We start from the raw sequence: 24947 nt of genomic DNA on the forward strand, positions 1-24947 counted from the left end.
TAAGAAGAGAGCTCGCTATATTGGCGAGCTTTTTTGTGCTTGCTGGTTAGACAACGCAGCTAATTTGTTAGCAGATATTAAAAAGCCTGCTCATGTGAGCAGGCTTTTGCGATTCATACTTTGTCGACTGATAGCTTTATCGGCTAAGAGCTTTATTGACTGGAAAGCTTTGTTGGTTGAAAGCTAGCGAAGGCTTTCGAAGAACTCATCACTGGCTTCAAAATCACCGTTGATCGTTACTAGAGTGCCTGTGGCATCAAAGTTAACGACTAGGTTTTTCTGAATAGGGTCTTCATGGCCTTTTTGGTGGTGGTAAATGTAATACCACGTATCTGGGTAGCCGTTTTCGATAAGCATTGGTGAGCCCATAACGTAACGAACTTGTGTTTTTGTCATGCCAAACTTGAGCTGATCGACAGCTTCTTGTTCAACATAGTTACCCTGATTGATGTCAATTCGATAAACCAACTTCTCTAGTAGAGAGCAACCGGTCAACATTGTTAGTGCAAGTGGAACTGCAACTAACCACTTTTTAATTCGCATAGTTTGAGATCTTTCTTCGCTAAAATACTGCCTGATAATAAACAAGCTCCAGCAAGAAGTAAAAAGCTCCTTGCGCTTTGAGCTTGTTATGACTGGCAATTTTGAATTAAGTTGCAAAATTGCCAAGAATTTTCGGTAAATTATCAGAAAGTTGCCGAATATGTAACCTAAGCTGCGATTAATAACTCTTTTGCATTGGCAAGTGTCGATTCGGTAATTTGGCTGCCACCAAGCAGTCGAGCAAGCTCTGAAACGCGTTGTTGTTCATCAAGCGTGTGCATTTGAGTCTCGGTTTTACCTGATTTCGTGTTCTTCGCAACAAACAGCTGTTGGTGACCGCAACCGGCAACTTGAGGTAAGTGAGTCACACACATCACCTGCGTAGATTCGCCCAGCTTACGTAGCATTTTTCCGACAACCGCAGCGGTTGGCCCACTGATACCCACATCGACTTCATCGAAAATCAGGCTTGGTGTATCCACTTTTTGTGCGGTGATCACCTGAATCGCCAGTGAGATTCGTGATAACTCACCACCAGAGGCCACTTTCGCAATCGGCTGCATTGGTTGGCCTGGGTTGGTCGAAACAATGAAGGTCACGTTATCCATACCCAATGGAGAAGGGTGTGTGTTGGTGTTGTTCACTTCAATGGCAAACTGCGCTTTTTCCATGCTCAGTTCGTGCATGCTTTGCGTGATCAGCTTGTTGAGCTCTTTTGCGTAACGAGTTCGAGATTTATGAAGCTTCTCTGATTTAGCAACGAACGATTGGTATTGGTTTTCTACCTCGTTGGCCAGTTCTTCCAATTTTTCATCAGAGCAATCAAGCGCTTCAACTTGTTGTAGTAAGTCTTGATGGTGCTTATACAGCTCTTCAGGTAACACGTGGTGTTTACGAGACATCGACATCACTTTAGAGAAACGCTCCTCAACGTAAGCCATACGACCGGGATCAACATCAATGCTGTCTAGGTATGTTCTTAACTCGTTGTTGGTTTCTTCAATCTGAATAATGGCTTCGGAAAGCAAGTTTGGTAACTCGGCTAATCTTTCATCTAGCTCAGCTAGCTGAATTAAGGAGTTATTGGCCGATTGCAGAATACCAAGCGCATTAACTTCTTCGCCTTCATAAATAAGCTCGATAGCTTGCTGACAGGTTGTGGCCAGTTCTCCGCTATTGGAGAGGCGCTTATGCTCTTGTTCGAGGTCTTCATATTCTTCCTCCCCAATAGACAGCTCATTTAACTCTTTGATTTGGTATTCAAGAAGTTGTTTTTGAGCTTGGTTTTGCTGGTTATTCTCACGTAACTCTTTTAAGTGGTTATCCGCTTGTCGCCATGCTTGGTAAGCATTACGTGTCGATTTCAATAGGTTCAAGTGGCCTGCGTATTGATCAAGCATGGCCATTTGATAATCGCTTTTCATCAACTGGTGATGCGCGTGTTGACCATGGATGTTGATCAACAGTTGTCCAAGTGATTTCAATTGCGAAAGAGGGACAGGGCTACCGTTGATGAATGCACGAGAACGACCTTCTTTTGAGATGGTTCTGCGCAGGATGCACTCACTGCCATCAAGCAATTCGTTGTCTTCTAACCAGCGGGTTGCATGCAGATTGTTCTCAAGTAAAAAAGCGGCACTGACTTCAGTTTTTTCTTCACCTTGTCGAACCATTCCTGCATCGGATCTTCCCCCAAGACATAAGCCTAAAGCATCGATAGCGATAGATTTACCCGCACCAGTTTCCCCGGTGATTGTTGTCATGCCTTTAGATAGTTCTAGCTGTAAAGACTTAACAATAGCGAAATTATTAACACTTAAATGAGCCAGCATTTTTATTTACCTGTATAACTGAACAATACTGTATATAAGTTCAGTATATACTGTTTCTTTATACAGTAAAGTCGACAGGTGAAAATTTTTTGCGACCGTTATCAGAATTGAGGTTGTTCGTAGATCACTGAAACCGCTATAGATTCCCAACTCAGTCGTTCCTCCCTCTTGGGAGTGGAGGTATAAGGAACTGCAGAGAAACTAGAGCCGACGGGCTTTTACTGGCAATAAAAAGGCTGACGAATGTCGTCAGCCTTTCAAATTTTCGGTTACCACTGGAGCGTTTATTCTTTTAGAACAGCTTACTCGACCAACCTAGTTTGTTACGTAGAACATGGTAGTAGTTGTAGTCTTTAGGATGGATCAACTTAAGTACATTCGGGCTTTGGTAAATGTGGATCTCATCACCAGGAGAAACAGGCAGTGAGATTTGACCATCGCAGCTCACCTCCTGAGTTCCACGGTTATCAGGCGATACGATAAGCTTAATACGACGCTTGCCATCCACCACAAGTGGGCGGCTTGAAAGGGTGTGCGGGAACATTGGCACGAGTGAGATAGCATTTAGGCTTGATGACAGGATAGGGCCGCCGCCAGAAAGCGAGTAGGCGGTAGAACCTGTCGGTGTTGAGACGATTAAGCCATCAGAGCGCTGTGAGAAGGCGAAGCTGTCATCGATATATACTTCGAACTCGATCATGTGAGCAACTTGGCCGGGGTGCAGTACAGCCTCATTAAGGGCTGCATTGTGGCTTTTTATCTGGCCGTGACGATGAATTTCCGTTTCAAGTAAGAAGCGCTCTTCTTCCATGAACTCGCCTTTGAGTACATCAGTCAACGCGCTCTGGAAGTTTTCAGGGTTGAGATCGGTTAGGAAACCAAGATTGCCTCGGTTAACACCAATCACTGAAATGTCGAAACGTGACAAGATTCTAGCGGCACCGAGCATATTTCCGTCACCACCGACCACAATAGCGAGATCGGCGCGTTTACCTAATTCAATCAGGCTAGAAAAATGTTCTTTTGGGATGTCGTCCAAAATAGTGGCGAGTCTGTCATCAACAAACACTTGATAACCCTCAGCACTTAACCACTGATAGAGCTCTCTATGAGTCTGAATTGCTTGCTGATCTCGAGGTTTACCGATAATGGCGATGACTTCAAATGGCTTTTTCATAACGTTTCCAAACGAATTAGGCTTGAATCAAAATTCTTCATCCCCATAATAAAGGCAAGTTGAACGTCTATGCGAGTGTTTTATATCAATTTGGGGCGCAAACACGCCTGTCACTTGCATTGAAAACGAATTCTGGAGATATCATGAGCAACGAAGAAAACAAAGTAACCGAAGCAGAGCTAGATCAGATCATCGCTGAAGCTGAGAAAGTTGAAGAAGCTGAACTGAATGAAGACGCTGCTGATGAGCAGGAAGCAAAAATCGCTCAACTGGAAGCTGCACTGCTTTCTAGTGAATCTAAAGTGAAAGAGCAGCAAGATTCTGTTCTTCGCGCGAAAGCTGAAGTTGAAAACATGCGTCGCCGTAGCGAACAAGAAATTGATAAAGCGCGTAAATTCGCTTTGAACAAGTTTGCTGAAGGTCTGCTTCCTGTAATCGACAACCTAGAGCGTGCAATGCAAGCAGCAGACGCTGAAAACGAAGTGGTTAAGCCACTGTATGAAGGTGTTGAGCTAACGCACAAAACGTTCGTAGACACAGTTGCTAAGTTTGGTCTTAAAGAGATCAACCCTGAAGGTGAAGCGTTCAACCCTGAATTCCACCAAGCGATGTCTATTCAAGAAAGCCCAGATCACGAATCGAACACGGTTATGTTTGTGATGCAAAAAGGCTACGAACTAAACGGTCGTGTGGTTCGCCCAGCGATGGTTATGGTTGCTAAGTAATGACGAATTACGTTGCCAAGTGATTGACTGGTGCATTGACTGAGTTAGTCGCAGCGACAAAATAAATCACTGGTTTGCGTAAAATAAAAAGAGAGGTATAGGCCTCTCTTTTTTTGTGCCTATAACTTGAGAGTCCACGTAAATAAGCATCAAAACCGCATTAAGAATGTCGTTCTTTTTATTTCATTCAGATCAGCGATTTAGAGTTTTGTGTTATGAAACTTGTTGTGATTGAGTAAATGTTTTGATGTCACATTTGTGATGTTTTTGTAAATAAATACTTTTAATTGTTATCTTTGTATGTAAAATCCACTGCCATATGGCGATTTTGGTCGCATATATAACTATAAAAGTACAAATTTCAAACACAACAAACTGGAGAAGAACGATGGATAAATCGCTCTCAAGTAAAATTTTTGTAGGCTTGTTCGCCGGTCTACTTATTGGTACTGCTATTCAGTACCTATTCAGCGGTATTGCTATTTTTGATACGTATCTACTTGGCGCTGCCGAAGGTGCTGGTGGTATGTTCGTATCACTTATCAAATTGCTTGTAGTTCCTCTTGTTTACGTATCTATTGTTTGCGGTATCGTTGAGCTAAAAGATATTCGTTCATTTGGTCGTCTTGGTGGTAAAACCTTTGGTCTTTACATTATTAACACCATCATCGCGATTTCTGCAGCGCTAACGATTGGTCTTATTTTCCAACCGGGTGCTGGTGCGAATCTAGCGGGTACAGTTTCTGAGACAATTGCGCTTACAACAACTGAAACGCCAGATATCTTCTCTCTTGTTGTTAATATCGTTCCTAGCAACCCTGTAGAAGCATTTGCAAGTGGAGACATGCTACAAATCATCTTCATGGCAATTTTGACAGGTCTTGCTATTCAAGCGCTTGATTCTCGTGGTGGCCCAGCTATCAAGACATTCAAGATGGCTAACGAGATCATGATGAAGCTTATCGGCCTAGTAATGAGCCTTGCGCCATACGGTGTATTTGCTCTGATGATTCAACTAGGTGCAACACTTGATGCAAACACGTTAATGTCAGTTGCTGGCTATGTAGCGCTTGTTGTAGCGATGCTTGTGTTCTGGATCTTCTTCTTCTACCCAATGATGGTTGGTTCATTCACTGGTATTTCTCCAAAGCAGTTCCTACGTGCAACTCGTGAGCAAATCCTTTTCTCACTATCGACTGCAAGCTCGAACGCGACGATTCCAGTAACAATGCGTACTCTGACGGACAAACTAAACGTATCTAAGTCAGTGGCAGGTTTCGGTGTACCACTAGGTGCAACAATGAACATGTCTGGTGTATCTATCTACATCGCACTAGCAACTATGTTCGTAGCAAACGCATTCGGTCAGCCAATCAACACTGCTGATATCTTTACTCTAGGTCTAACTATCTTGCTACTTTCTATCGGTGCTGGTGGTGTTCCTGGTGGTGGTGTGGTTATGGTCGGTGTTCTATTGCACCAACTAGGTTTGCCACCAGAAGGTCTAGCGATTGTTGCTGCTGTTGACCGTATCTGTGACATGTTCTGTACTTCTTCTAACGTTGTTGGTGATACTGCGGTTAACACTATCGTAGCGAAATCTGAAAACGAAATCGGCGTTGAAGCTAACGAAGAAGCTGAGCTAAAGAAAGCAGAAGCATAATTCTTAATTAAGATTCGATAATTAGAAGCCCCGCTCAATGAGAGCGGGGCTTTTTTGTTTCTGATGATAAGTGCTTTGGGCTATCTGATAACTTAGCTAAAAAGATCTTTGATTGGTGTTAAGTCTCATTTTTTCTTTTTACTCGTGCCGAATTGGCCATCAGTTTTCAATCTTTAATATAGATCACATATAATAATACAATATTATTTTATTGTTCTGACAACCTACATTATGACGACATAAAGGAAACCCAATAATGAAGCTGTCTTACCTTAGCCTACTGACTGCCAGCCTTTTAGCCGCTCCCGCTCTTGCTTCTAATCACGATATTGGTCAACAGTTCAATCTTGACCCTGCAAAAGCACCAGCACAAAACTTCGATTTATCTAAATGGAAAATTAACTTACCGGAGCTGACGACTGAAGGGTCTAGAAAAGGTAAAACGCTGGAGATTGGTAAAAAGGAACTGTCGAATGTAGACACGCCTTACGTTCACCCTAAATGGTTCTACACGGATGCCGAGTCTGGTGCGATGGTGTTTGTGGCTCCGAATACAGCTCCAACGACGCCAAACAGTAAAAACACGCGTAGTGAGCTAAGAGCGATGCTAGCGGATAGCTACTCTGCGCCGAGCAACAACTTCGCGATTTCAAGCCATAAGAACGCGGAAGAGTTTGGCTCTATCGGTGGCCAGATGACGGCAACACTTTCTGTTGATCAGGTGAGTACCAGTGGTAACTACAATAAAACAGGCGCATTTTCAGTCGTCATCGGGCAAATTCACGGCTCGGACAATGAACCTCTTAAAATTGTTTACCGTAAACTACCAGAGCATGAGCATGGTTCATTAACATGGAACTACGAGCTCAACCCGCCGAAAGAATTGAAAAACGCGAAAGATGAAAATGGAAAGAAACTTCGTAAAGACATTCGCCATGATGTATTTGGTCAATACAATTTGAAAAAGGGCAGTTCTGACCCTAGCGATGGCATTAAGTTAGGTGAAGTTTTTTCATATGATGTAAATATTAAAGATAACATCATGCACTTGACGTTTACTAAGAATCCAAACTCGTCGGATCCAATTGTGAAGACATATGATGTTGATCTGGCGAAAGGTAAATATCAAGGACACGACGTTGATCTTGGCTATGGTCAAGATTGGATGTACTTCAAAGCGGGTGCATACAATCAATGTAACACTAAGAAGTCGAGTTCGGCATGTGAGTGGCGTGGTATGGAAGCGGGTGACTACACACAAGCGAGCTTCTACCAGTTAATTCTCAATCAATAATATTGCGAATCCTTAACTAACTGAACAAGCGTTATTTGAAAAAGACCTTCCTAGTGAAGGTCTTTTTTTATGTGAAATAGAATAGGGCGACTATTTTATTGCTGAAGGTGAACGCATGAATGTGTCAACTTTGGCGCCTTAAACCGTAAGGGATGAGCTACTTTTTCTTCTTAAGCAGAAAGATAGGGAAAAAATCAGATTTTTTTTACTTTTTCCCTTGAAAACCAGTTTGCAGCCCTTATCTATGGTGCATACGAAAGCAAATTACATTTGCACTTTAATTTTGTGTATTAGGGTTGATTCCCTGATTACCACCCCCACATATGTGGGTATAGCAAAAAACTAAATAATATATATTCGGAGATGGCCTGATGGGTAAAATCATTGGTATTGATTTAGGTACTACTAACTCTTGTGTTGCTGTTCTTGACGGCGACAAACCACGCGTAATTGAAAATGCTGAAGGCGAACGCACAACAGCATCAGTAATCGCATACACAGAAGGCGAAACGCTAGTTGGTCAACCTGCAAAACGTCAAGCTGTTACTAACCCTCAAAACACACTGTTCGCTATCAAGCGTCTAATCGGTCGTCGTTTTGAAGATGAAGAAGTTCAACGCGATATCGAAATCATGCCTTTCAACATTGTTAAGGCTGACAACGGTGATGCATGGGTAGAAGCGCAAGGCCAAAAAATGGCTGCTCCTCAAGTATCTGCTGAAGTTCTTAAGAAAATGAAGAAAACAGCTGAAGACTTCCTAGGCGAAGAAGTAACTGGCGCAGTAGTAACTGTTCCTGCTTACTTCAACGATGCTCAACGTCAAGCAACGAAAGATGCTGGCCGTATCGCTGGTCTAGATGTTAAACGTATCATCAACGAACCAACTGCTGCTGCTCTAGCTTACGGCCTAGACAAGCAAGGTGGTGATCGCACTATCGCTGTATACGACCTTGGTGGTGGTACATTCGATATCTCTATCATCGAAATCGATGAAGTAGAAGGCGAGAAGACTTTCGAAGTTCTTTCAACTAACGGTGACACTCACCTTGGTGGTGAAGATTTCGATAACCGCATGATCAACTACCTAGTAGATGAGTTCAAGAAAGAGCAAGGTATCGACCTTAAAGCTGATCCACTAGCAATGCAGCGTGTTAAAGAAGCAGCAGAAAAAGCGAAAATCGAGCTTTCTTCTACTACTCAAACTGACGTAAACCTACCTTACGTTACTGCTGATGCGACTGGTCCTAAGCACATGAACATCAAAGTGACTCGTGCGAAGCTTGAGTCTCTAGTTGAAGACCTAGTTCAACGTTCTCTTGAGCCACTAAAAGTTGCTCTAGCGGATGCTGACCTATCTGTAGGCGAAATCACTGACGTTATCCTAGTTGGTGGTCAAACTCGTATGCCTATGGTTCAAGCTAAAGTAACTGAATTCTTCGGTAAAGAGCCACGTAAAGACGTGAACCCTGACGAAGCTGTTGCAATGGGTGCTGCTGTTCAAGGTGGTGTACTAGCTGGTGACGTTAAAGACGTTCTACTACTAGACGTTACTCCTCTATCTTTCGGTATCGAAACGATGGGTGGCGTAATGACTAAGCTTATCGAGAAAAACACAACTATCCCTACTAAAGCGGATCAAGTGTTCTCTACAGCTGAAGACAACCAAAACGCAGTAACTATTCACGTTCTTCAAGGTGAGCGTAAACAAGCGACTTACAACAAGTCTCTTGGTCAGTTCAACCTAGAAGGTATCCAACCAGCACCACGTGGCATGCCACAAATCGAAGTAACATTCGACCTAGATGCTGATGGTATCCTGAACGTATCTGCTAAAGATAAAGCAACAGGTAAAGAGCAAAAGATCACTATCCAAGCATCAGGCGGTTTGTCTGAGGAAGAGATCGAAGCGATGGTACAAGAAGCAGAAGCTAACAAAGAAGCGGACAAAAAGTTCGAAGAGTTAGTTACTACACGTAACCAAGCTGACCAAATGATCCACGGCACTAAGAAGCAAGTAGAAGAAGCTGGTGAAGCTCTACCTGCTGACGAGAAAGAGAAGATCGAAGCGGCTATCACGGCACTAGAAGAAGTTAAGTCTGGTAACGACAAAGAAGCTATCGACGCTAAAGTTCAAGAACTTATGCAAGCTGCTCAAAAGCTAATGGAAATTGCTCAACAGAAAGCTCAAGCTGAACAAGCAGGTGCTGACGCTGGTGAACAATCTAAGCAAGACGACGATGTTGTTGACGCGGAGTTTGAAGAAGTTAAAGACGACAAAAAATAATTTTTCGTCGCTATAACACGTGATTTCTGCGTCGAAGGTACTCACTTACACTTACCTTTTGGTTGGTTAAGAAAGTCCGTGCCTTCTCCTTGAACTGACGTGTTTTAGCTTAGAAAAAGTCGTTTTTCGATTTCTAAATATACGGGCGTCAGAGGTAACTCTCACGCCCGTAAATTTGTATTTAGACTTGTCTATCTAGATAATAGCTTTATTCGGTATTTCAGCCGACAGAACTTTTATCTAGATTGATACACAGACTACTGAAGTGATCATTCGGTAGTAGCAATTATTTTGGTGACCTAGAACATGTCAAAACGTGATTTTTACGAAGTATTAGGCGTAAGCCGCGATGCATCAGAGCGCGATATTAAAAAAGCGTACAAACGCTTAGCGATGAAGTTTCACCCGGATCGTAACCAAGGTGACGATACTGCGCCAGAGAAGTTTAAAGAAGTAAAAGTAGCGTACGAGATCCTGACCGATCCACAAAAGAAAGCAGCTTATGACCAATACGGTCATGCCGCTTTTGAACAAGGCGGTATGGGCGGCGGCGGCGGTTTCGGCGGCGGTGGCCAAGGTGACTTCGGCGATATCTTCGGTGACGTATTTGGCGACATCTTCGGCGGCGGTCGTCGTGGTGGCGGTCAACAGCGTGCACAACGTGGTTCAGATCTACGTTACAACATGGAACTTTCTCTAGAAGAAGCGGTTCGTGGTGTTTCTAAAGAAATCGAAGTACCAACACTTGTAGAGTGTGATACTTGTGACGGCAGCGGCGCGAAAGCGGGTTCTTCTGCACAAACGTGTGGCACTTGTCATGGCCACGGCCAAGTACAAATGCGCCAAGGTTTCTTTGCGGTTCAACAGACTTGTCCTACTTGTAACGGTAAAGGCAAGATCATCAAAGACCCATGTAACTCATGTCATGGTCAAGGTCGCAAACAGAAGACTAAAACGCTTAACGTTAAGATCCCTGCTGGTGTTGATACTGGCGACCGTATTCGTCTATCTGGCGAAGGTGAAGCGGGAGAGCAGGGCGCTCCAGCTGGCGACTTGTACGTACAAGTTCACGTAAAAGAGCACAACATCTTTGAGCGTGACGGCAACAACCTTTACTGCGAAGTACCAGTTAGTTTCACCATGGCAGCATTAGGTGGTGAAGTTGAAGTTCCGACATTGGATGGCCGTGTAAACCTTAAGGTGCCAGAAGAGACACAAACGGGCCGTATGTTCCGTATGCGTGGCAAAGGCGTTAAAGGCGTTCGTGGCGGCGGTGTGGGTGATCTAATCGTTAAGCTAGTGGTTGAAACACCGGTTAAGCTAAGCTCTCGTCAAAAAGAACTACTGCGTGAGTTCGAAGAAACATGCTGTGGCGAAGCAGCAAGCAAACATAAGCCAAAATCTGAAGGTTTCTTCAGCGGTGTTAAAAACTTCTTCGATGACCTTACTAAGTAATTAGATCGTGGTTTGAAAATTTTAAAGCCTGCCTATGTGCAGGCTTTTTTGATCTTCTCGTTTAGTTAAAAAATGCAGCTATGTATATGCCTAGTCATTCTTTACTCATACCAAGGATATTAACTTCTATTAGTTCCAGCAATTTACAGGGGATTCTTCACCTGAAGATTTGAGCGTCATTGTTTTGGGAGTGCCTAGGCAAGAGTCACCACTTTGCCCCTTAGTTGACTGTGCCGTGGCGGTTATTGTATATGCCATGCTGCTTGAACTTGCGACAGAAAATACATAGCGATCACTTGGTGATTCACATATAGCACAAGCCCCTCCTGAAATAATACTGCCCCAGTTATAGACACCGTTGTATGACTGCTCAAGTGTGAGTTGTATTTTTGCCATATCAGCTAATGCTGCTGTTCTATGCGATTTAATGACATGTTCGGTATAGCTTGGGTAGGCGATAGCGGTTAGCACTCCAATAATAGCCACTGCGACCAATAGTTCGATCAATGTCATCCCTTTGCAACTTAAGTTGTTGTTGTTGCATTTATTTTTTCGAATCATCACGAGTAGTTCCTTCTCTATATTCAGCCTATTTTTCTTCGGTGGTAGCATCCTTGCAAGATTAAATACGGTTACGTATCGGTTTACATAGGAATTTGGGAAATGTCTCGCGGGTTTACCTTCTTAGAGCTACTCATAACCATATCAGTGCTCTCTATATTATTGGCTGTTGCCGCTCCAAGTTTTAGTTCTGTCTCGGAAACAGTGAAGATGCAACGGTTAGCTACTGAGTTGAATGGTTTTATGATGCAGGCAAAATCTGAGGCAGTTATGAGAAATACTGATCTTTGGGCTCATTTTTTAATGAATGGTAATTCAAATGACACCGGTGATTGGAAAATTGAATTGACCGAATTCGATATTCCGAATACTGGTACGACAATTCTTACACTGGAAGGTGCTTCATTTCGAAACGTAGATTTCACCGTTAACTACAGTTCTGAACAAATTAAATTTAGTGGAGTAAACGGTAAAGCTAAAGATGGCCATCTCTTATTTGATATGAACTCTAAGCCTTTAAAGCTTATAACATATCGTACTTCAGGAAGAATGAGAATTTGTGGTGTAGAAGGAGACTTTTATGGTTATCAGATCTGCACTTAGGAGGCAGCAGTTCGGTGCAACATTAGTCGAATTTATGATCTCTTCCATTTTGGGAATTGTCGTTATTGGAAGTGTGGGGTCGGTATTTATATCCGGACAAAACATCGCATCCGAGAGAAGTAAAGAATTATTACTATTACAACAAGTTTCAGGAGCTCTTCAATACTTTAAAGAAGATATCCAGCGTGCGGGCTACGATGGAGGGACAGGTGTATCTCTAAAATTATCAGGCTCCACCGATACTTTATATATTTCTCCTGATTCAAAAACGGTTGCATATGCTTACACTCATCAATCAGAGATTCGAAATGTCGCTTTTGTATTTGATTCAGGTTTGGTCAAGGTGTGTGATAGCCCCTCCAGTATCGTAAAAACAGTATCAGCGGCGATTAGTGGGTGCTCTTCTATCTTTGAGCCGAATCAAATTAGAGTCGTTGATTTTCATGCGAATCAGTCAAGTATTGAATCTCAAGGGGTTAGTTCAGGTATTACAACCATTATGATTTCTGCTGAATTAGTAGGAGATACGTCCGTTAATTATTCATCAAGTGTGATTGTAAAAAATAGGAATTGGCGATGAATAAAAATCAACAAGGTGCGGTTGTTTTACTTACAACAAGTGTATTACTAGTTACTGCGTTAATGTTGACTTTTGGTAGTTATCGCTCTGTTTTTTATCAAATAAAAAGATCTCAGAATGAAGTAGAAGCGCGCAAGCAACATTGGGAAGCAGAGGGAGGTCTAGAGTGTGGTTTTACATATATTGTTAATCAAAAATTGCAATCAATACCCAATAATTTAGCGACAGTTTGTAACTCGTATAGTTTTTCTTCCTTAAATGCTGACTTTACAAACCCTGAAATTTTGCTTTCTCAAGTTGGTCATAGCAGTGTTAATAAAAAAATAATCTTTTCATCTTCAGTTGGTTATGGAGCTATGAAGTCGACTTCTGATGTTATTTCTTTTGGCTCAGCACTTTTTTCACCACCAGACCCTGGTGAATTTGACTCGGCTGCTGAAGCTTATGAGTGTATCGGGGCAGTGGTTAAATATAGGTTTATTGCGACTGGTATTACCAATCATGGCGTAAGTAGTTCTATTGAATCTCCAGGAGTCGGGCATGATCCCACTAAGGATTGTAAGCCTTCTCATAAGACATCGACAGCTGTTAAATCAGGGATATGGGAGAACTCCTTTGGAGTGATAAGTTCTCATAATGTTGGGTTAGATATTCAGCGAGATGACACTATCGACCCTTTTAAAGATTTTTTCGGAGTCGATAAAAGTAAGTGGCAAGAGGTTCGTGATGATGTAGATAACGAATTTATTAAAGTTTCAATGCCTTCTAGTAGTGTTGATTGCTATAGCCAATTTTCTGATTCAATAGTGAATGGACAGCCCAATAAAGTTTGGATTGATGGCTCTTGCCAACTAGCGCCAGTTGATGTGACGAATATTGTAAATTTACAGGCTGCACACCCGGGAACCGATTTGTTTTTACTTGTTCATGACGGTGTTTTTGGGGTCACTGGTTCTGGCGATATTAGCGGTGTATTTTTTCATTTTAATAATACTTACTCTCCCACTCCTTCTCAATGGGACTCGATGACGGAAGTGAAACCTTTTGTAAATTCAGTATTTAGTGACCTAATTAATACTATGTATGGTTCTTCAAGTACTCTTACGCCATATCATGCAACCTATGCGCAAGCTGGCGCATTCAGTTTCACGGGGGGACAATTTTTTGATACAGAAGGGCAAATGGCGCTATTTAATAACTCTCTGAATTTTTCATTCAATTCAGATGTTATTGATGAGTTCGAATTTTCACCTAAGCCAAGATGGCAAAAAGGTTCATGGAATGATTTATAAGCAAAAAGGTTTTAGCCTAATTGAAGTACTCATTTCATTTTTATTTATAGGAGTCGGTTCGCTAGGGCTAATTAAGTTACAAACATATGTTGAGCAAAAGTCTGACTTTGCTATTCATAGTGTAGAAGCTTTGAATTTGGTTGAAAATAAGCTGGAATGGTTTAGAACTCGAGGCGCATCTGCCGCTTTATCGAGTATAACGCCTGCGGATTTTGCTACGGATATTGTTGATGGCATGGATCACTCGCATTTTAAATATCAACTTGATTGGACAGTGACGAACAGTTTATCCGGAGCGCTGAAGACCGTTCAGATAACAAGCTCATGGGAAGACCGGTTTGGTAATAATCAAGAGATCGAATTACATACCATGATTTCTAAATACAGCGAGTTCGATTGATTGGGTTTATAACTTCAATGTCGTGATAGTTTGCTCTTCTCGGACATTCTTTATGTGCCAGTTAAAACTCTGTATATGGAATGGTGTGTTTTGTGTTTTTATATTGTTGCTGTTGTATGGTATTTTTGCAAAATATGTCTCCATTTATGGAAAATTAGGTGGAATCTTGTGCTTTTTAACAACGACTTTAATAGAATATGTGCTGTACCAATAGGCCGTGGTCAAAACTTATATTAGGCCTAAACAAAACAACATCACATATGGAGTTACAATGAGTAACCAAGCCGTAAAAAAAGCACCATCGACTGAGAAGATCAGTGGTATGGACCGCTTTCTAAACTTCATTGAACGCGCCGGCAACAAAATTCCAGATCCAGCAATCCTGTTCTTCTGGGCTCTAGTTATTGTATGGGTAGCATCTGCACTTTTATCGAATCTTTCATTCGACTTAATCAACCCTCAAACGGGTGCTGCTCTTGAAGTAAACAACCTACTAACTGGTGAAGCGCTTGCTAGCTTCCTAGCGAATATGGTTACCACGTTCACAGGCTTCGCACCTCTAGGCATCGTACTTGTTGCTATGCTAGGTGTTGGCGTTGCAGACTCTTCAGGCTTCATTACGACTGGCCTTAAGAAGATGCTTAACTTCACGCCAGCTAAGCTACTAACGCCGATGCTAATCTTGGTTGCTATCGTGTCTCACACAGCAGCTGATGCAGGTTACGTTCTAGTAATCCCTCTTGGCGGTATCATCTTCCACGCTGCGGGTCGTCACCCTCTAGCGGGTATTGCAGCAGCGTTTGCTGGTGTATCAGGTGGTTTCTCAGCGAACTTTATCCCTTCAGGTATTGATCCGCTACTAGCTGGTTTCACTCAAACAGCGGCAAACGTTCTTGACCCTGCATATGTGATCAACCCTCTAGCGAACATCTTCTTTACTGGTTTGTCTTCAATTCTAATTGTGGCAATTGGTTGGTACGTTACAGAGAAAATTATCGAGCCTCGTCTTGCTAATACGCCTGTAGATGAAGATGCAGAACAAGCACCTGATCTAGGTACGTTCACAGCCATTGAATCTAAAGCATTCAAATTCGCTGGTTGGGCAATGGTTGCCGGTATTGGTCTGCTTATCGCGGCTCTAATGCCTGAAAACTCAGCACTTCGTTCACCTGAAGGCGAATTAACGGCGTTCTCAGCACCAGTAATGAAGTCTATCGTTCCTCTGATCTTCATCCTGTTTATTATTCCGGGTATCGTCTACGGCCGTGTAGCGGGTACATTCAAGAATAGTAATGATGTTATCAAAGCAATGTCTGAGACGATGGCAACGATGGGCGCATACATTGTAATGTCGTTCTTCTGTGCTCAGTTCCTATCTGCATTCGCTCAATCAAACATCGGTACTATGCTTGCACTTTACGGTGCTGAAGGCTTGAAAGCGATGGACCTTCCAGGTGAAGCAACGGTTGTTGGTATGATTCTACTAACGGCTGCAGTTAACCTTCTTGTTGGTTCTGCTTCAGCTAAGTGGGCACTGATTGGTCCTATCCTAGTTCCAATGCTAATGGTTGTGGGTATCTCTCCTGAGCTATCTCAAGCGGCTTACCGTGTAGGTGACTCAGTGTCTAACATCATCTCTCCACTAATGGTGTTCTTCCCACTGGTTGTTGTTTACTGTCAGCGCTACGTTAAGTCGACAGGTATCGGTACTCTAGCTTCTCTAATGATGCCATTCTCGATTGCGATGTTAATCGGTTGGTCTATCTTCTTGCTAGCTTACTGGGCTCTTGGTATCCCACTAGGTATCCAAGCACCTTACACTTACACAATGTAAGATTGAACTAAGCAAAACTAAGCTTTATTCATTGCTAAGCCCGCACCGAAATGTGCGGGCTTTTTTTCGCTATTTTTTCCGTTTTTTATATCCAAGGTTTTTATATCCAAAACTTTCTATATCCAAAACTTTCTATATCCAAAACTTTTTATATTAAAAATAAAGGCACTCAGCTTATACTCCGGATTACGGCTAATTGTTGGCCGGTAAATTTAGGAAATCCAAGCCACATGAAAATTCTGCTTTTAGTAGGGTTAATTGTTTTAAATGGTCTGTTTGCCATGTCTGAGATTGCATTGGTAGCAGCAAAAAATAGTCGGCTGAAACGCTTAGCCGAAAAACACCGCTCCGCTCAGGTTGCTCTTGATCTCAAAGAAAACCCAACCCGCTTCCTCTCTACAATCCAAATCGGTATCACGGTAATCGGCCTACTCAGCGGTATTGTGGGTGAGGCGACGCTATCGGCTCCACTGGCCGTTCAACTTGAACTGTGGGGATTAGACCCAACACAAGCAAATATCTTGTCTACTGCGGTTGTGGTGGTGGGTATTACTTATTTCGCCATCGTTGTCGGTGAGTTGGTACCAAAGCGTTTTGCTCAGTCTCAAGCTGAAAACATTGCTGTGTTAGTCGCGCTGCCAATCTTCTGGTTATCTAAAATCGCGACGCCGTTTGTGTTTGCGTTGTCGGCTTCAACGGAAGGTATTCTTAAGTTGATGGGCCGAGGCGGTGAAGAAGATAGCGTTACCGAAGATGATATCCATGCACTTGTGAAAGAGGGCTCAGAATCGGGTGTGATTGAACGCGGCGAACAAGAGATGATTCGTAATATCTTGCAGCTTGATGATCGTCTTGTGAGCTCATTGATGACTCCGCGTCGAGACATCGACTTTCTGGATGTCGACCAACCCGTTGAGCAGATATTAAAGAAACTGCGTTCATCAAAACACAGTGTGTTTCCATTGTGCCAAGATCACCTCAATAAAGTGGTGGGTACAGTGTCAGCCAAAGCCTTGCTGAATCAGGCGGGCAATCTAAGCATTCAAGTGATCATGGGGCTGTCTCGCTCGCCGATCTATGTTCCAGAATCGATGAAAGCTCTGCGTCTACTTGGCTACTTTAAAGAGTCGGGCACCGAGATGGCATTCATTGTCGACGAGTATGGCGATGTTCAAGGTCTTGTGACTCATTACGATATTCTTGAGGCGATTGCTGGCGAGCTATCGAATAATCCGAACGATCTTTGGACCGAGCAAGTGGAAGACGGTTTGTTGGTGGATGGATTGATTCCTATCAGTGAACTGAAAAACCGTTTAGAGCTATCGGATTTTGAGGGCGAAAGCGAGAGCTTCCAAACGCTTAATGGCCTTGTGACATGGTTAATAGGGCGCTTACCGGATGCAGGCGAAGTTGTTCAATACCAGCAGTGGCAGTTTGAAATTATCTCTGTTGAGAACAATCGCATTGTGAGTATCAAAGCGACGCCAATAGCCGATGACATAGAAGACGCTAATAGCTAACAGTTCGACCAACCAGCAAGCGGCAATGGTTCATTGTCTGTTGTTGTCTATTACCTCTTTATTGTTCATTATCTCTAAGATTAGGTATGCTTCACCGCATACCTATTTTCGTTTTTATCCTTTGTTTCTGGAGTTCCCTTTGTCAGACCATCAATTCACCCCTCAAGATGAAATCTTCATGCGACGCGCCATTGAGGTAGCTAAGCAAGCAGAGAGCGAGGGAGAGGTTCCTGTTGGTGCAGTATTAGTAAAAGATGGGGAGATTATCTCTGAAGGATGGAACCGTTCGATTGGCAGCCACGATGCTACGGCACACGCAGAAATTGAAACCTTGCGTAAAGCCGGTCAAACCTTAGAAAACTATCGGCTACTCGATACCACTTTATACGTTACGCTAGAGCCTTGCCCAATGTGCGCAGGTGCCTTGCTACACAGCCGAGTAAAGCGCATTGTGTTTGGTGCTCCAGACTTAAAAGCAGGCGCTGCAGGTACAGTGTTGAATTTGTTTGAAAGCCAGGCCTCATACCACTATGCCGACGTTGAACATGGTTTGTTAGAGGAAGAGTGCCGTGAGCAATTACAAGCGTTTTTCAAGCGTCGTAGAAAAGAGATAAAAGAGAAGCGAAAGCAAGAACGTCTGTTGGAAGAGCAGCGTTTAGAAGCAGAGATGAAGGCTGGCAATAAGAAATAGCAGCGTACTTTCGGCACTCTCTATCGCAAGAGTGCCAAGCAAACTGACTGAGTAACTACATTTACTCAGCAATCATCTGCATGAAAGCGCGATTGCGCCAAATGATCTTCTTCTTATTATTTGAAAGCATACGCTTACGACGGTTTGCAGCAACGGTCTTATCAAGGCGCTTCGATTTCAGTTTCTTCATCATTTCAATGATTTCCTATTTGTCGTCTGACTTTTTAGTTTGGACTAACGATTTAATTATAGTGTTATTCGTTTGTTTGGCCTGTCGCACGCTTGGCTTAAATAGAAGAGCAGTTCTAGTCTAAAGCCAGCATTGCAGTGCAACAGAGCATAATCTTGATTGTGGTGTGCCGTTATAAGGTTCGATTGTTACTGCAATATGACACTCTAGATCTCATCATCATTTTCTTGCCTGCTTCCCTTATCCCTTAGTGACGAAAGAAGAGTCGAAAAAAGACAATAAAAAAGAGCAATGCTAGATGGCATTGCTCTTTTGGGTTTTACTGTGAAGGCTCAGAACTGCTTACTGTCGACTGAGCTGCGCTGATACTCGATTCAGCACCTGAGGTTTCTAAAGGTGGGATCACCACCAAACCTTCAAGGGTCGCTTCTTGTTCTTTATTGCGCTTATTTACATGGCCGATGATGCTTTGGTAATAACGGCGAATGTTCTCAACGTAATTTCTAGCTTCATCACCACGCGCATAGCCGTAGCGAGTTTGGCTGTAGTACTTCTTCTGTCTTAACAGAGGCAGTCTGTCTTTCACATCGCCCCAAGCATCGGGATCGCCACCTTGTGCCTTCGTGAGGCGACGCGCGTCCATCATGTGCCCGTAACCGACATTGTATGAAGCAAGTGCAAACCAGATCTTTTCGTGTTGAGTGATTGAATCTGGTACTCGGTTCACGATACGACGCAGGTACTCAACACCGCCTTGTACCGACTGGTTCGGGTCGAGACGGTTGGTTACCCCAACACTCTTCGCGGTGGGCAGTGTCAACATCATCATGCCACGAACACCCGTTGGTGAGCGCGCAACAGGGTTCCAGTGTGATTCTTGGTAGGCCAAAGCGGCAATCAAGCGCCAATCAAATTCTTGAGAGTACCTTTGAAATAGCGGCGACCATTTTGGCAACTTGCTGTCCAGTGCGCGGATAAAGGCACGAGTATCAACGTAGTCAAAAGTGCCGATGTGGCCGATGTATTTCTCTTCTAGTGAAGCCAGTTCACCAGACTGTTTTAGGTTACCGAAGAACTCAATCAACAGAGCATAAAGGCTTTCATCTTCAGACTTCTGCAAATACCAAGAGATAGGTTGGTCTTCTGTCAGTTCAAAAGCCAAAGCTACGTCTGGGTATAAACGTTGTGCCAGTGACAGCTCAATTGAGTCCGCAACCGTAAATAAGCGCTCGCCAGTCGATACTTCTTTGAGCAGGTCGTTGATATCAGCATTGCCGACCGCATCATAGATAAAGTCATCGTGTGTTTTCTGCAGCTGCTTTAGTGTTGGCTCAAAGTGTGAGTCTTTCACCACAACCAAAGATGGCGTTAATGTGTCAGTAGACGCCGCCTCTTCTGATTCAGTTTGTGCTTTAACAAAGTCAACCTGACGCTCATTCTCGAAATTGATCAGTTGTTCAAGGTTTCTCGGTCGCCACTGGCCTTTTTTGTATACGACCTGTTGGCTTACGTAGTAATAAGCAGGTGCGGCGCGATAAGCTCGTGTCAGTTTGTTGTTTTGCGTTAAGCCGGTCGCGATAAGATCGATTTCGCCTTTCTGCAGTGCAGGGAACAAGCCAGACAAACGGTAAGCGGGTTTAACCTCAAGCTTTACACCAAGCTCCTGCGCAAATTCACGAGCTAATTCGTAATCCAAGCCAGCAGGACCATCAGGACCGATGTAATAAGAGAGTTGGTTATTTAGGGTGCCGACACGAAGAACGCCACGATCTCGTATCTGCTCAAGGACACTTTTAGGTTCAGATTCAATCTGGCATCCTGCCAACCCAAATAGGGCGATGGCGAGCAGAAGGAACTTAGACGAAAAGATGAGCGTAAATTTAGGCATCAAAATGAAATCTCGAAAAGTGGAAGCTCCTTTATACCAAACCCCGCAAGGCTGGCAAAGCAGGTTTAATTAAACAGTTGTAAAAGTGGTGATAAATGCAGCAAAAGTACCATTTACGCAGAAAGATAAAAAAAATCACGCAAACGGTTGCTTTTGGTGTTACGTCACAAAAAGAAATGCTTTATAATGCGCTCGCATTGAAGAGGTGGGATCGGCATAGGTTTTTAAACCTTCGGGAATAGCTTCGAAGAAAACAGTTAGGTTTTTCCTTTAACCCACTGAATTTATTCCAATACTACCTTAATCAACTGCATAAGAGACGTAAGCACATGAGAATTTTGCGTGGCTCCCCAGCTCTATCTGAGTTTCGTGTTAACAAGCTTTTAGAGCTTTGTCGTGAATTAAGCTTACCTGTAACAGGTATTTACGCTGAGTTTGCCCACTTTGCTGATCTAACGGCAGACCTAGATGAGTCTGAAGTTGAGAAGCTAGAAAAGCTACTGACTTACGGTCCAACGATTGAAGAGCATGAACCTGAAGGTTTACTGCTGCTTGCAACGCCACGCCCAGGCACTATCTCGCCTTGGTCTTCAAAATCAACAGATATCGCACACAACTGCGGACTGGCTAAAGTGTCACGTCTAGAGCGCGGTACTGCTTTCTACATTGAAACCTCTGCTGAACTTTCTGAACTTCAACTTGTTGAGCTGAAAGCAATCCTGCACGACCGTATGATGGAAGTGGTTTTCACTGACTTCGAATCAGCGGCGGCACTATTTACCGTTGCTGAGCCTGCTCCTTATGCGGAAGTTGACCTACTAACTGGTGGACGTAAAGCGCTTGAAAAAGCAAACGTTACCCTAGGTCTTGCACTTGCAGAAGATGAGATTGATTACCTTCTTGAAAGCTTCACTGAGAAGCTAGGTCGTAACCCGACGGACATCGAGCTAATGATGTTTGCACAAGCGAACTCAGAGCACTGTCGTCATAAGATCTTTAACGCTGATTGGACTATCGATGGCGTTAAGCAAGAAAAATCATTGTTCAAGATGATTAAGAACACCTTTGAAACGACACCAGAACATGTTCTGTCTGCTTATAAAGATAACGCAGCGGTAATGACAGGTTCTGAAGTTGGTCGCTTCTTCCCAGATCCAGAAACTCGCCAGTACAACTACCACCAAGAGAAAACACACATCTTGATGAAGGTTGAAACGCACAACCACCCAACGGCAATCTCACCGTGGCCAGGCGCATCGACAGGTTCAGGCGGTGAAATCCGTGATGAAGGCGCAACCGGTATTGGTGGTAAGCCAAAAGCGGGTCTTGTTGCTTTCTCTGTATCTAACCTTAAGATCCCGAACTTCGTTCAACCTTGGGAAACTGACTTTGGTAAGCCAAGCCGTATCGTTACTGCTCTGGATATCATGCTTGAAGGTCCTCTTGGTGGCGCGGCATTCAACAACGAATTTGGTCGTCCAAACCTACTTGGCTACTTCCGTACTTACGAAGAGAAAGTAAACTCTCACGCAGGTGAAGAAGTGCGTGGTTACCACAAACCAATCATGCTAGCTGGTGGTCTTGGCAACATCCGTGATGAGCACGTTCAGAAGAAAGAGATCCCGGTAGGTGCAAGCCTAATCGTTCTAGGTGGTCCTGCGATGAACATCGGCCTTGGCGGCGGTGCGGCATCTTCAATGGATTCTGGTTCTTCTTCTGAAGATCTTGATTTCGCTTCTGTACAACGTGAAAACCCAGAGATGGAGCGTCGTTGTCAGGAAGTTATCGACCGTTGTTGGCAGCTTGGTGATGCGAACCCAATCGCATTTATCCACGATGTGGGCGCGGGCGGTATCTCGAATGCTCTTCCTGAGCTAGTCGACGATGGCGAGCGTGGCGGTATCTTTAATCTACGTGACGTGCCAAACGATGAGCCGGGCATGAGCCCACTTGAGATCTGGTGTAACGAATCTCAAGAGCGTTATGTAATGGCGGTTGCTGATAAAGACATGGCAACGTTCGACGCGATTTGTAAGCGTGAACGTGCACCGTACGCAGTGGTTGGTAAAGCAACTGAAGAACGTGATCTGAAATTAGAAGATTCACACTTCGACAACACGCCAATCGACATGCCAATGGACATCCTATTAGGTAAAACACCTAAGATGCACCGTGACGCGAAAACTCTAAAAGCGAACAACCCAGCGATTGACCGTTCTGGTATCGAGATGAACGAAGCGGTTGACCGTGTTCTTCGCTTGCCAACAGTTGCTGAGAAAACATTCCTTATCACTATCGGTGACCGCTCGGTAACTGGCCTTGTAGCTCGTGACCAAATGGTTGGACCTTGGCAGGTTCCTGTTGCTAACTGTGCTGTAACAGCGGCAAGCTACGACTCTTACCACGGTGAGGCTATGTCTCTTGGTGAGCGCACGCCAGTGGCACTTCTAGACTTCGGCGCATCGGCTCGTCTAGCGGTTGGTGAAGCAATTACTAACATCGCAGCGACCAACATCGGCGATATCAAACACATTAAACTGTCGGCTAACTGGATGTCTCCAGCAGGTCACCCAGGTGAAGATGCAGGTCTTTACGAAGCGGTTAAAGCGGTTGGTGAAGAACTATGTCCAGCTCTGGGTCTAACTATCCCAGTGGGTAAAGACTCAATGTCGATGAAGACTAAGTGGGAAGAGAATGGCGAGCAGAAAGAAGTAACGTCTCCGCTATCTCTTGTTATCACTGCGTTTGCACGTGTTGAAGATGTTCGTAAGACGATTACTCCTCAGCTTCGCACTGACAAAGGTAATACAAGCCTAGTTCTTATCGACCTAGGTAACGGCAAAAACCGTATGGGTGCAACAGCACTTGCACAGGTTTACAAGCAGCTTGGTGACAAGCCAGCAGACGTAGACAACGCAGCGCAACTAAAAGGTTTCTACGAAGGCGTTCAAGCACTTGTAGCGAACGACCAAGTTGTCGCTTACCACGATAAAGGCGATGGTGGTCTATTCGTAACGCTAGCAGAAATGGCATTCGCAGGTCACTGTGGTGTTAATGCTGATATTGCTGCTCTAGGTGAAGACACGCTAGCAGCACTGTTCAACGAAGAGCTAGGTGCAGTAATCCAAGTCCGTAACGACGACCTAGACGCAGTACTTTCTACTCTTGCAGCTAACGGTCTAGAAGCATGTTCTCATGTGATTGGCAGCGTTGTTGGTGAAGGGGAAGCATCAGATGAACTAGTGATTAAGTCTGGCGAGTCTGTAGTGATTGAACGTAACCGTACTGAACTACGTACTATCTGGGCTGAGACAACGCACAAGATGCAAGGTCTGCGTGATAACCCAGTATGTGCTGACCAAGAACACGAAGCGAAGAAAGACAACTCGGACCCAGGTCTGAACGTGAAACTGAGCTTTGACGTAAACGAAGACATCGCAGCACCGTTCATCAACACAGGTGCTAAGCCTAAGATGGCGATTCTACGTGAGCAGGGTGTTAACTCTCACGTTGAAATGGCAGCAGCATTCGACCGTGCAGGCTTCGAAGCAACTGATATTCACATGAGCGACATCCTAACAGGTCAAGCGGTACTAGAAGAATACAACGGCCTTGTGGCATGTGGTGGCTTCTCTTACGGTGATGTACTAGGTGCTGGTGAAGGTTGGGCGAAGTCGGTTTTGTTTAATGACTCGACTCGTGACCAGTTTGAAAACTTCTTCAAGCGTGAAGATACCTTCTCTCTAGGTGTGTGTAACGGTTGTCAGATGCTGTCGAATCTACGTGAACTTATCCCAGGTGCGGAGTACTGGCCACGTTTCGTTCGCAACGAATCTGAGCGCTTTGAAGCACGTTTCAGCCTAGTAGAAGTTCAGAAGTCAGATTCTGTATTCTTCAACGGCATGGAAGGTTCTCGTATGCCAATCGCTGTTTCTCACGGTGAAGGCCGCGTAGAAGTACGTGATAACGACCACCTAAACGCGATTGAAAACTCAGGTACGGTTGCTCTACGTTACGTTGATAACAACGGTAACCAAACGCAGCAATACCCGAATAACCCGAATGGTTCGCCAAACGCTATCACAGGTTTAACAACGACTGACGGCCGCGTGACAATTATGATGCCTCACCCAGAGCGTGTATTCCGTACGGTTGCAAACTCTTGGTCTCCGGAAGGTTGGGGCGAGAATGGCGCTTGGATGCGTATGTTCCAAAACGCACGTAAGAACGTGGGTTAATTGAAAACGATTTAAACAGTGTTATCGGGACAATAACCACAAGCGCAGATCGAAAGGTCTGCGCTTTTTTTGGTGGTGAGTGTGGTGTAGGGATCACCGTATAGTGGATGTGTGTATAACAAACTTTTGGACAGAAATGAGTTTTGGAAAATCAAACATTAGCAAATGACTAATAA

The 24947-nt window shown here is 44.0% G+C and carries 18 protein-coding genes and 1 pseudogene; 13 read left to right on the plus strand and 6 right to left on the minus strand.

Annotated features, from left to right (window positions below; genetic code table 11):
- Nucleotides 1-183: 183 nt before the first annotated feature.
- The 3 genes from bamE to nadK form a co-directional block, all read right to left on the minus strand.
- On the minus strand, nucleotides 184-543 hold the full coding sequence (gene bamE / locus AB4503_RS16070; RefSeq protein WP_004735159.1) for an outer membrane protein assembly factor BamE: 360 nt from the start codon (nucleotides 541-543) through the stop codon (nucleotides 184-186).
- Nucleotides 544-710: 167 nt separating this feature from the next.
- Nucleotides 711-2375 (minus strand): DNA repair protein RecN, encoded by a 1665-nt coding sequence (gene recN, locus AB4503_RS16075; RefSeq protein WP_372115380.1) that lies wholly within the window; start codon nucleotides 2373-2375, stop codon nucleotides 711-713.
- Between the two features lie 292 nt (nucleotides 2376-2667).
- Nucleotides 2668-3552 carry an NAD(+) kinase gene (nadK, locus tag AB4503_RS16080; RefSeq protein WP_017066747.1) on the minus strand — a complete coding sequence of 295 codons (885 nt, stop codon included), beginning with the start codon at nucleotides 3550-3552 and terminating at the stop codon, nucleotides 2668-2670.
- Between the two features lie 143 nt (nucleotides 3553-3695).
- Here nadK and grpE point away from each other — a divergent pair, with 143 nt between their 5' ends.
- The 5 genes from grpE to dnaJ all read left to right on the plus strand — a co-directional run bounded on the left by grpE (nucleotide 3696) and on the right by dnaJ (nucleotide 10974).
- Complete coding sequence (grpE, locus tag AB4503_RS16085; protein WP_017069543.1) at nucleotides 3696-4277, plus strand: nucleotide exchange factor GrpE; 582 nt, start codon at nucleotides 3696-3698, stop codon at nucleotides 4275-4277.
- Nucleotides 4278-4665: 388 nt separating this feature from the next.
- Nucleotides 4666-5940 carry a dicarboxylate/amino acid:cation symporter gene (locus AB4503_RS16090; RefSeq protein ID WP_102333754.1) on the plus strand — a complete coding sequence of 425 codons (1275 nt, stop codon included), beginning with the start codon at nucleotides 4666-4668 and terminating at the stop codon, nucleotides 5938-5940.
- A 256-nt stretch (nucleotides 5941-6196) separates the two neighbouring features.
- Nucleotides 6197-7234 carry a polysaccharide lyase family 7 protein gene (locus AB4503_RS16095; protein ID WP_017062790.1) on the plus strand — a complete coding sequence of 346 codons (1038 nt, stop codon included), beginning with the start codon at nucleotides 6197-6199 and terminating at the stop codon, nucleotides 7232-7234.
- A gap of 371 nt (nucleotides 7235-7605) precedes the next feature.
- Nucleotides 7606-9519 (plus strand): molecular chaperone DnaK, encoded by a 1914-nt coding sequence (gene dnaK, locus AB4503_RS16100; RefSeq protein ID WP_017062789.1) that lies wholly within the window; start codon nucleotides 7606-7608, stop codon nucleotides 9517-9519.
- Between the two features lie 306 nt (nucleotides 9520-9825).
- Nucleotides 9826-10974, plus strand: a complete 1149-nt coding sequence (gene dnaJ / locus AB4503_RS16105) for a molecular chaperone DnaJ (protein WP_372115381.1) — start codon at nucleotides 9826-9828, stop codon at nucleotides 10972-10974.
- Nucleotides 10975-11103: 129 nt separating this feature from the next.
- On the opposite strand, the gene AB4503_RS16110 is transcribed toward dnaJ, so the two are convergent.
- A complete protein-coding gene (locus tag AB4503_RS16110; RefSeq protein WP_010438935.1) occupies nucleotides 11104-11535 on the minus strand; it encodes a type IV pilin protein in 432 nt (143 codons plus the stop codon).
- Nucleotides 11536-11637: 102 nt separating this feature from the next.
- On the opposite strand from AB4503_RS16110, the gene AB4503_RS16115 reads away from it, so the two are divergent.
- From AB4503_RS16115 to tadA, 7 genes and pseudogenes are all read left to right on the plus strand, one after another.
- Complete coding sequence (locus AB4503_RS16115) at nucleotides 11638-12138, plus strand: GspH/FimT family pseudopilin (protein ID WP_010438937.1); 501 nt, start codon at nucleotides 11638-11640, stop codon at nucleotides 12136-12138.
- A complete protein-coding gene (locus tag AB4503_RS16120) occupies nucleotides 12116-12718 on the plus strand; it encodes a PilW family protein (protein WP_010438939.1) in 603 nt (200 codons plus the stop codon). Before AB4503_RS16115 ends, AB4503_RS16120 begins: the two co-directional genes overlap by 23 nt.
- Nucleotides 12715-14010 carry a hypothetical protein gene (locus AB4503_RS16125; RefSeq protein ID WP_372115382.1) on the plus strand — a complete coding sequence of 432 codons (1296 nt, stop codon included), beginning with the start codon at nucleotides 12715-12717 and terminating at the stop codon, nucleotides 14008-14010. The genes AB4503_RS16120 and AB4503_RS16125 overlap by 4 nt, the downstream gene beginning before the upstream one ends.
- A complete protein-coding gene (locus tag AB4503_RS16130; RefSeq protein WP_372115383.1) occupies nucleotides 14000-14410 on the plus strand; it encodes a prepilin-type N-terminal cleavage/methylation domain-containing protein in 411 nt (136 codons plus the stop codon). Before AB4503_RS16125 ends, AB4503_RS16130 begins: the two co-directional genes overlap by 11 nt.
- A 271-nt stretch (nucleotides 14411-14681) precedes the next feature.
- Nucleotides 14682-16244 carry an AbgT family transporter gene (locus AB4503_RS16135; protein ID WP_017059875.1) on the plus strand — a complete coding sequence of 521 codons (1563 nt, stop codon included), beginning with the start codon at nucleotides 14682-14684 and terminating at the stop codon, nucleotides 16242-16244.
- Nucleotides 16245-16474: 230 nt separating this feature from the next.
- Nucleotides 16475-17764, plus strand: coding sequence for a hemolysin family protein (locus AB4503_RS16140; protein WP_017067641.1), 1290 nt, complete (start codon nucleotides 16475-16477; stop codon nucleotides 17762-17764).
- Between the two features lie 86 nt (nucleotides 17765-17850).
- A pseudogene (gene tadA, locus AB4503_RS16145) lies at nucleotides 17851-18455 on the plus strand (tRNA adenosine(34) deaminase TadA).
- 61 nt (nucleotides 18456-18516) lie between these two features.
- On the opposite strand, the gene AB4503_RS16150 reads toward tadA, so the two are convergent.
- Complete coding sequence (locus tag AB4503_RS16150; RefSeq protein WP_017059878.1) at nucleotides 18517-18648, minus strand: hypothetical protein; 132 nt, start codon at nucleotides 18646-18648, stop codon at nucleotides 18517-18519.
- Between the two features lie 316 nt (nucleotides 18649-18964).
- Nucleotides 18965-20533, minus strand: a complete 1569-nt coding sequence (gene mltF, locus AB4503_RS16155; RefSeq protein ID WP_065584391.1) for a membrane-bound lytic murein transglycosylase MltF — start codon at nucleotides 20531-20533, stop codon at nucleotides 18965-18967.
- A 329-nt stretch (nucleotides 20534-20862) separates the two neighbouring features.
- Between mltF and purL the strand changes: the two genes are divergently transcribed.
- Nucleotides 20863-24771, plus strand: coding sequence for a phosphoribosylformylglycinamidine synthase (purL, locus tag AB4503_RS16160; protein WP_372115384.1), 3909 nt, complete (start codon nucleotides 20863-20865; stop codon nucleotides 24769-24771).
- The last annotated feature ends 176 nt before the right edge of the window (nucleotides 24772-24947 follow it).

It is taken from the genome of Vibrio sp. 10N.222.55.B11, from assembly GCF_041473705.1.
Taxonomy (GTDB): Bacteria; Pseudomonadota; Gammaproteobacteria; order Enterobacterales; family Vibrionaceae; genus Vibrio; species Vibrio crassostreae_C.

Excerpts from the sequence above, each read along its gene's own strand:
- bamE (WP_004735159.1), bottom strand. The coding sequence starts at position 543 with ATGCGAATTAAAAAGTGGTTAGTTGCAGTTCCACTTGCACTAACAATG.
- recN (WP_372115380.1), bottom strand. The coding sequence starts at position 2,375 with ATGCTGGCTCATTTAAGTGTTAATAATTTCGCTATTGTTAAGTCTTTA.
- nadK (WP_017066747.1), bottom strand. The coding sequence starts at position 3,552 with ATGAAAAAGCCATTTGAAGTCATCGCCATTATCGGTAAACCTCGAGAT.
- grpE (WP_017069543.1), top strand. The coding sequence starts at position 3,696 with ATGAGCAACGAAGAAAACAAAGTAACCGAAGCAGAGCTAGATCAGATC.
- AB4503_RS16090 (WP_102333754.1), top strand. The coding sequence starts at position 4,666 with ATGGATAAATCGCTCTCAAGTAAAATTTTTGTAGGCTTGTTCGCCGGT.
- AB4503_RS16095 (WP_017062790.1), top strand. The coding sequence starts at position 6,197 with ATGAAGCTGTCTTACCTTAGCCTACTGACTGCCAGCCTTTTAGCCGCT.
- dnaK (WP_017062789.1), top strand. The coding sequence starts at position 7,606 with ATGGGTAAAATCATTGGTATTGATTTAGGTACTACTAACTCTTGTGTT.
- dnaJ (WP_372115381.1), top strand. The coding sequence starts at position 9,826 with ATGTCAAAACGTGATTTTTACGAAGTATTAGGCGTAAGCCGCGATGCA.
- AB4503_RS16110 (WP_010438935.1), bottom strand. The coding sequence starts at position 11,535 with ATGATTCGAAAAAATAAATGCAACAACAACAACTTAAGTTGCAAAGGG.
- AB4503_RS16115 (WP_010438937.1), top strand. The coding sequence starts at position 11,638 with ATGTCTCGCGGGTTTACCTTCTTAGAGCTACTCATAACCATATCAGTG.
- AB4503_RS16120 (WP_010438939.1), top strand. The coding sequence starts at position 12,116 with ATGGTTATCAGATCTGCACTTAGGAGGCAGCAGTTCGGTGCAACATTA.
- AB4503_RS16125 (WP_372115382.1), top strand. The coding sequence starts at position 12,715 with ATGAATAAAAATCAACAAGGTGCGGTTGTTTTACTTACAACAAGTGTA.
- AB4503_RS16130 (WP_372115383.1), top strand. The coding sequence starts at position 14,000 with ATGATTTATAAGCAAAAAGGTTTTAGCCTAATTGAAGTACTCATTTCA.
- AB4503_RS16135 (WP_017059875.1), top strand. The coding sequence starts at position 14,682 with ATGAGTAACCAAGCCGTAAAAAAAGCACCATCGACTGAGAAGATCAGT.
- AB4503_RS16140 (WP_017067641.1), top strand. The coding sequence starts at position 16,475 with ATGAAAATTCTGCTTTTAGTAGGGTTAATTGTTTTAAATGGTCTGTTT.
- AB4503_RS16150 (WP_017059878.1), bottom strand. The coding sequence starts at position 18,648 with ATGATGAAGAAACTGAAATCGAAGCGCCTTGATAAGACCGTTGCTGCA.
- mltF (WP_065584391.1), bottom strand. The coding sequence starts at position 20,533 with ATGCCTAAATTTACGCTCATCTTTTCGTCTAAGTTCCTTCTGCTCGCC.
- purL (WP_372115384.1), top strand. The coding sequence starts at position 20,863 with ATGAGAATTTTGCGTGGCTCCCCAGCTCTATCTGAGTTTCGTGTTAAC.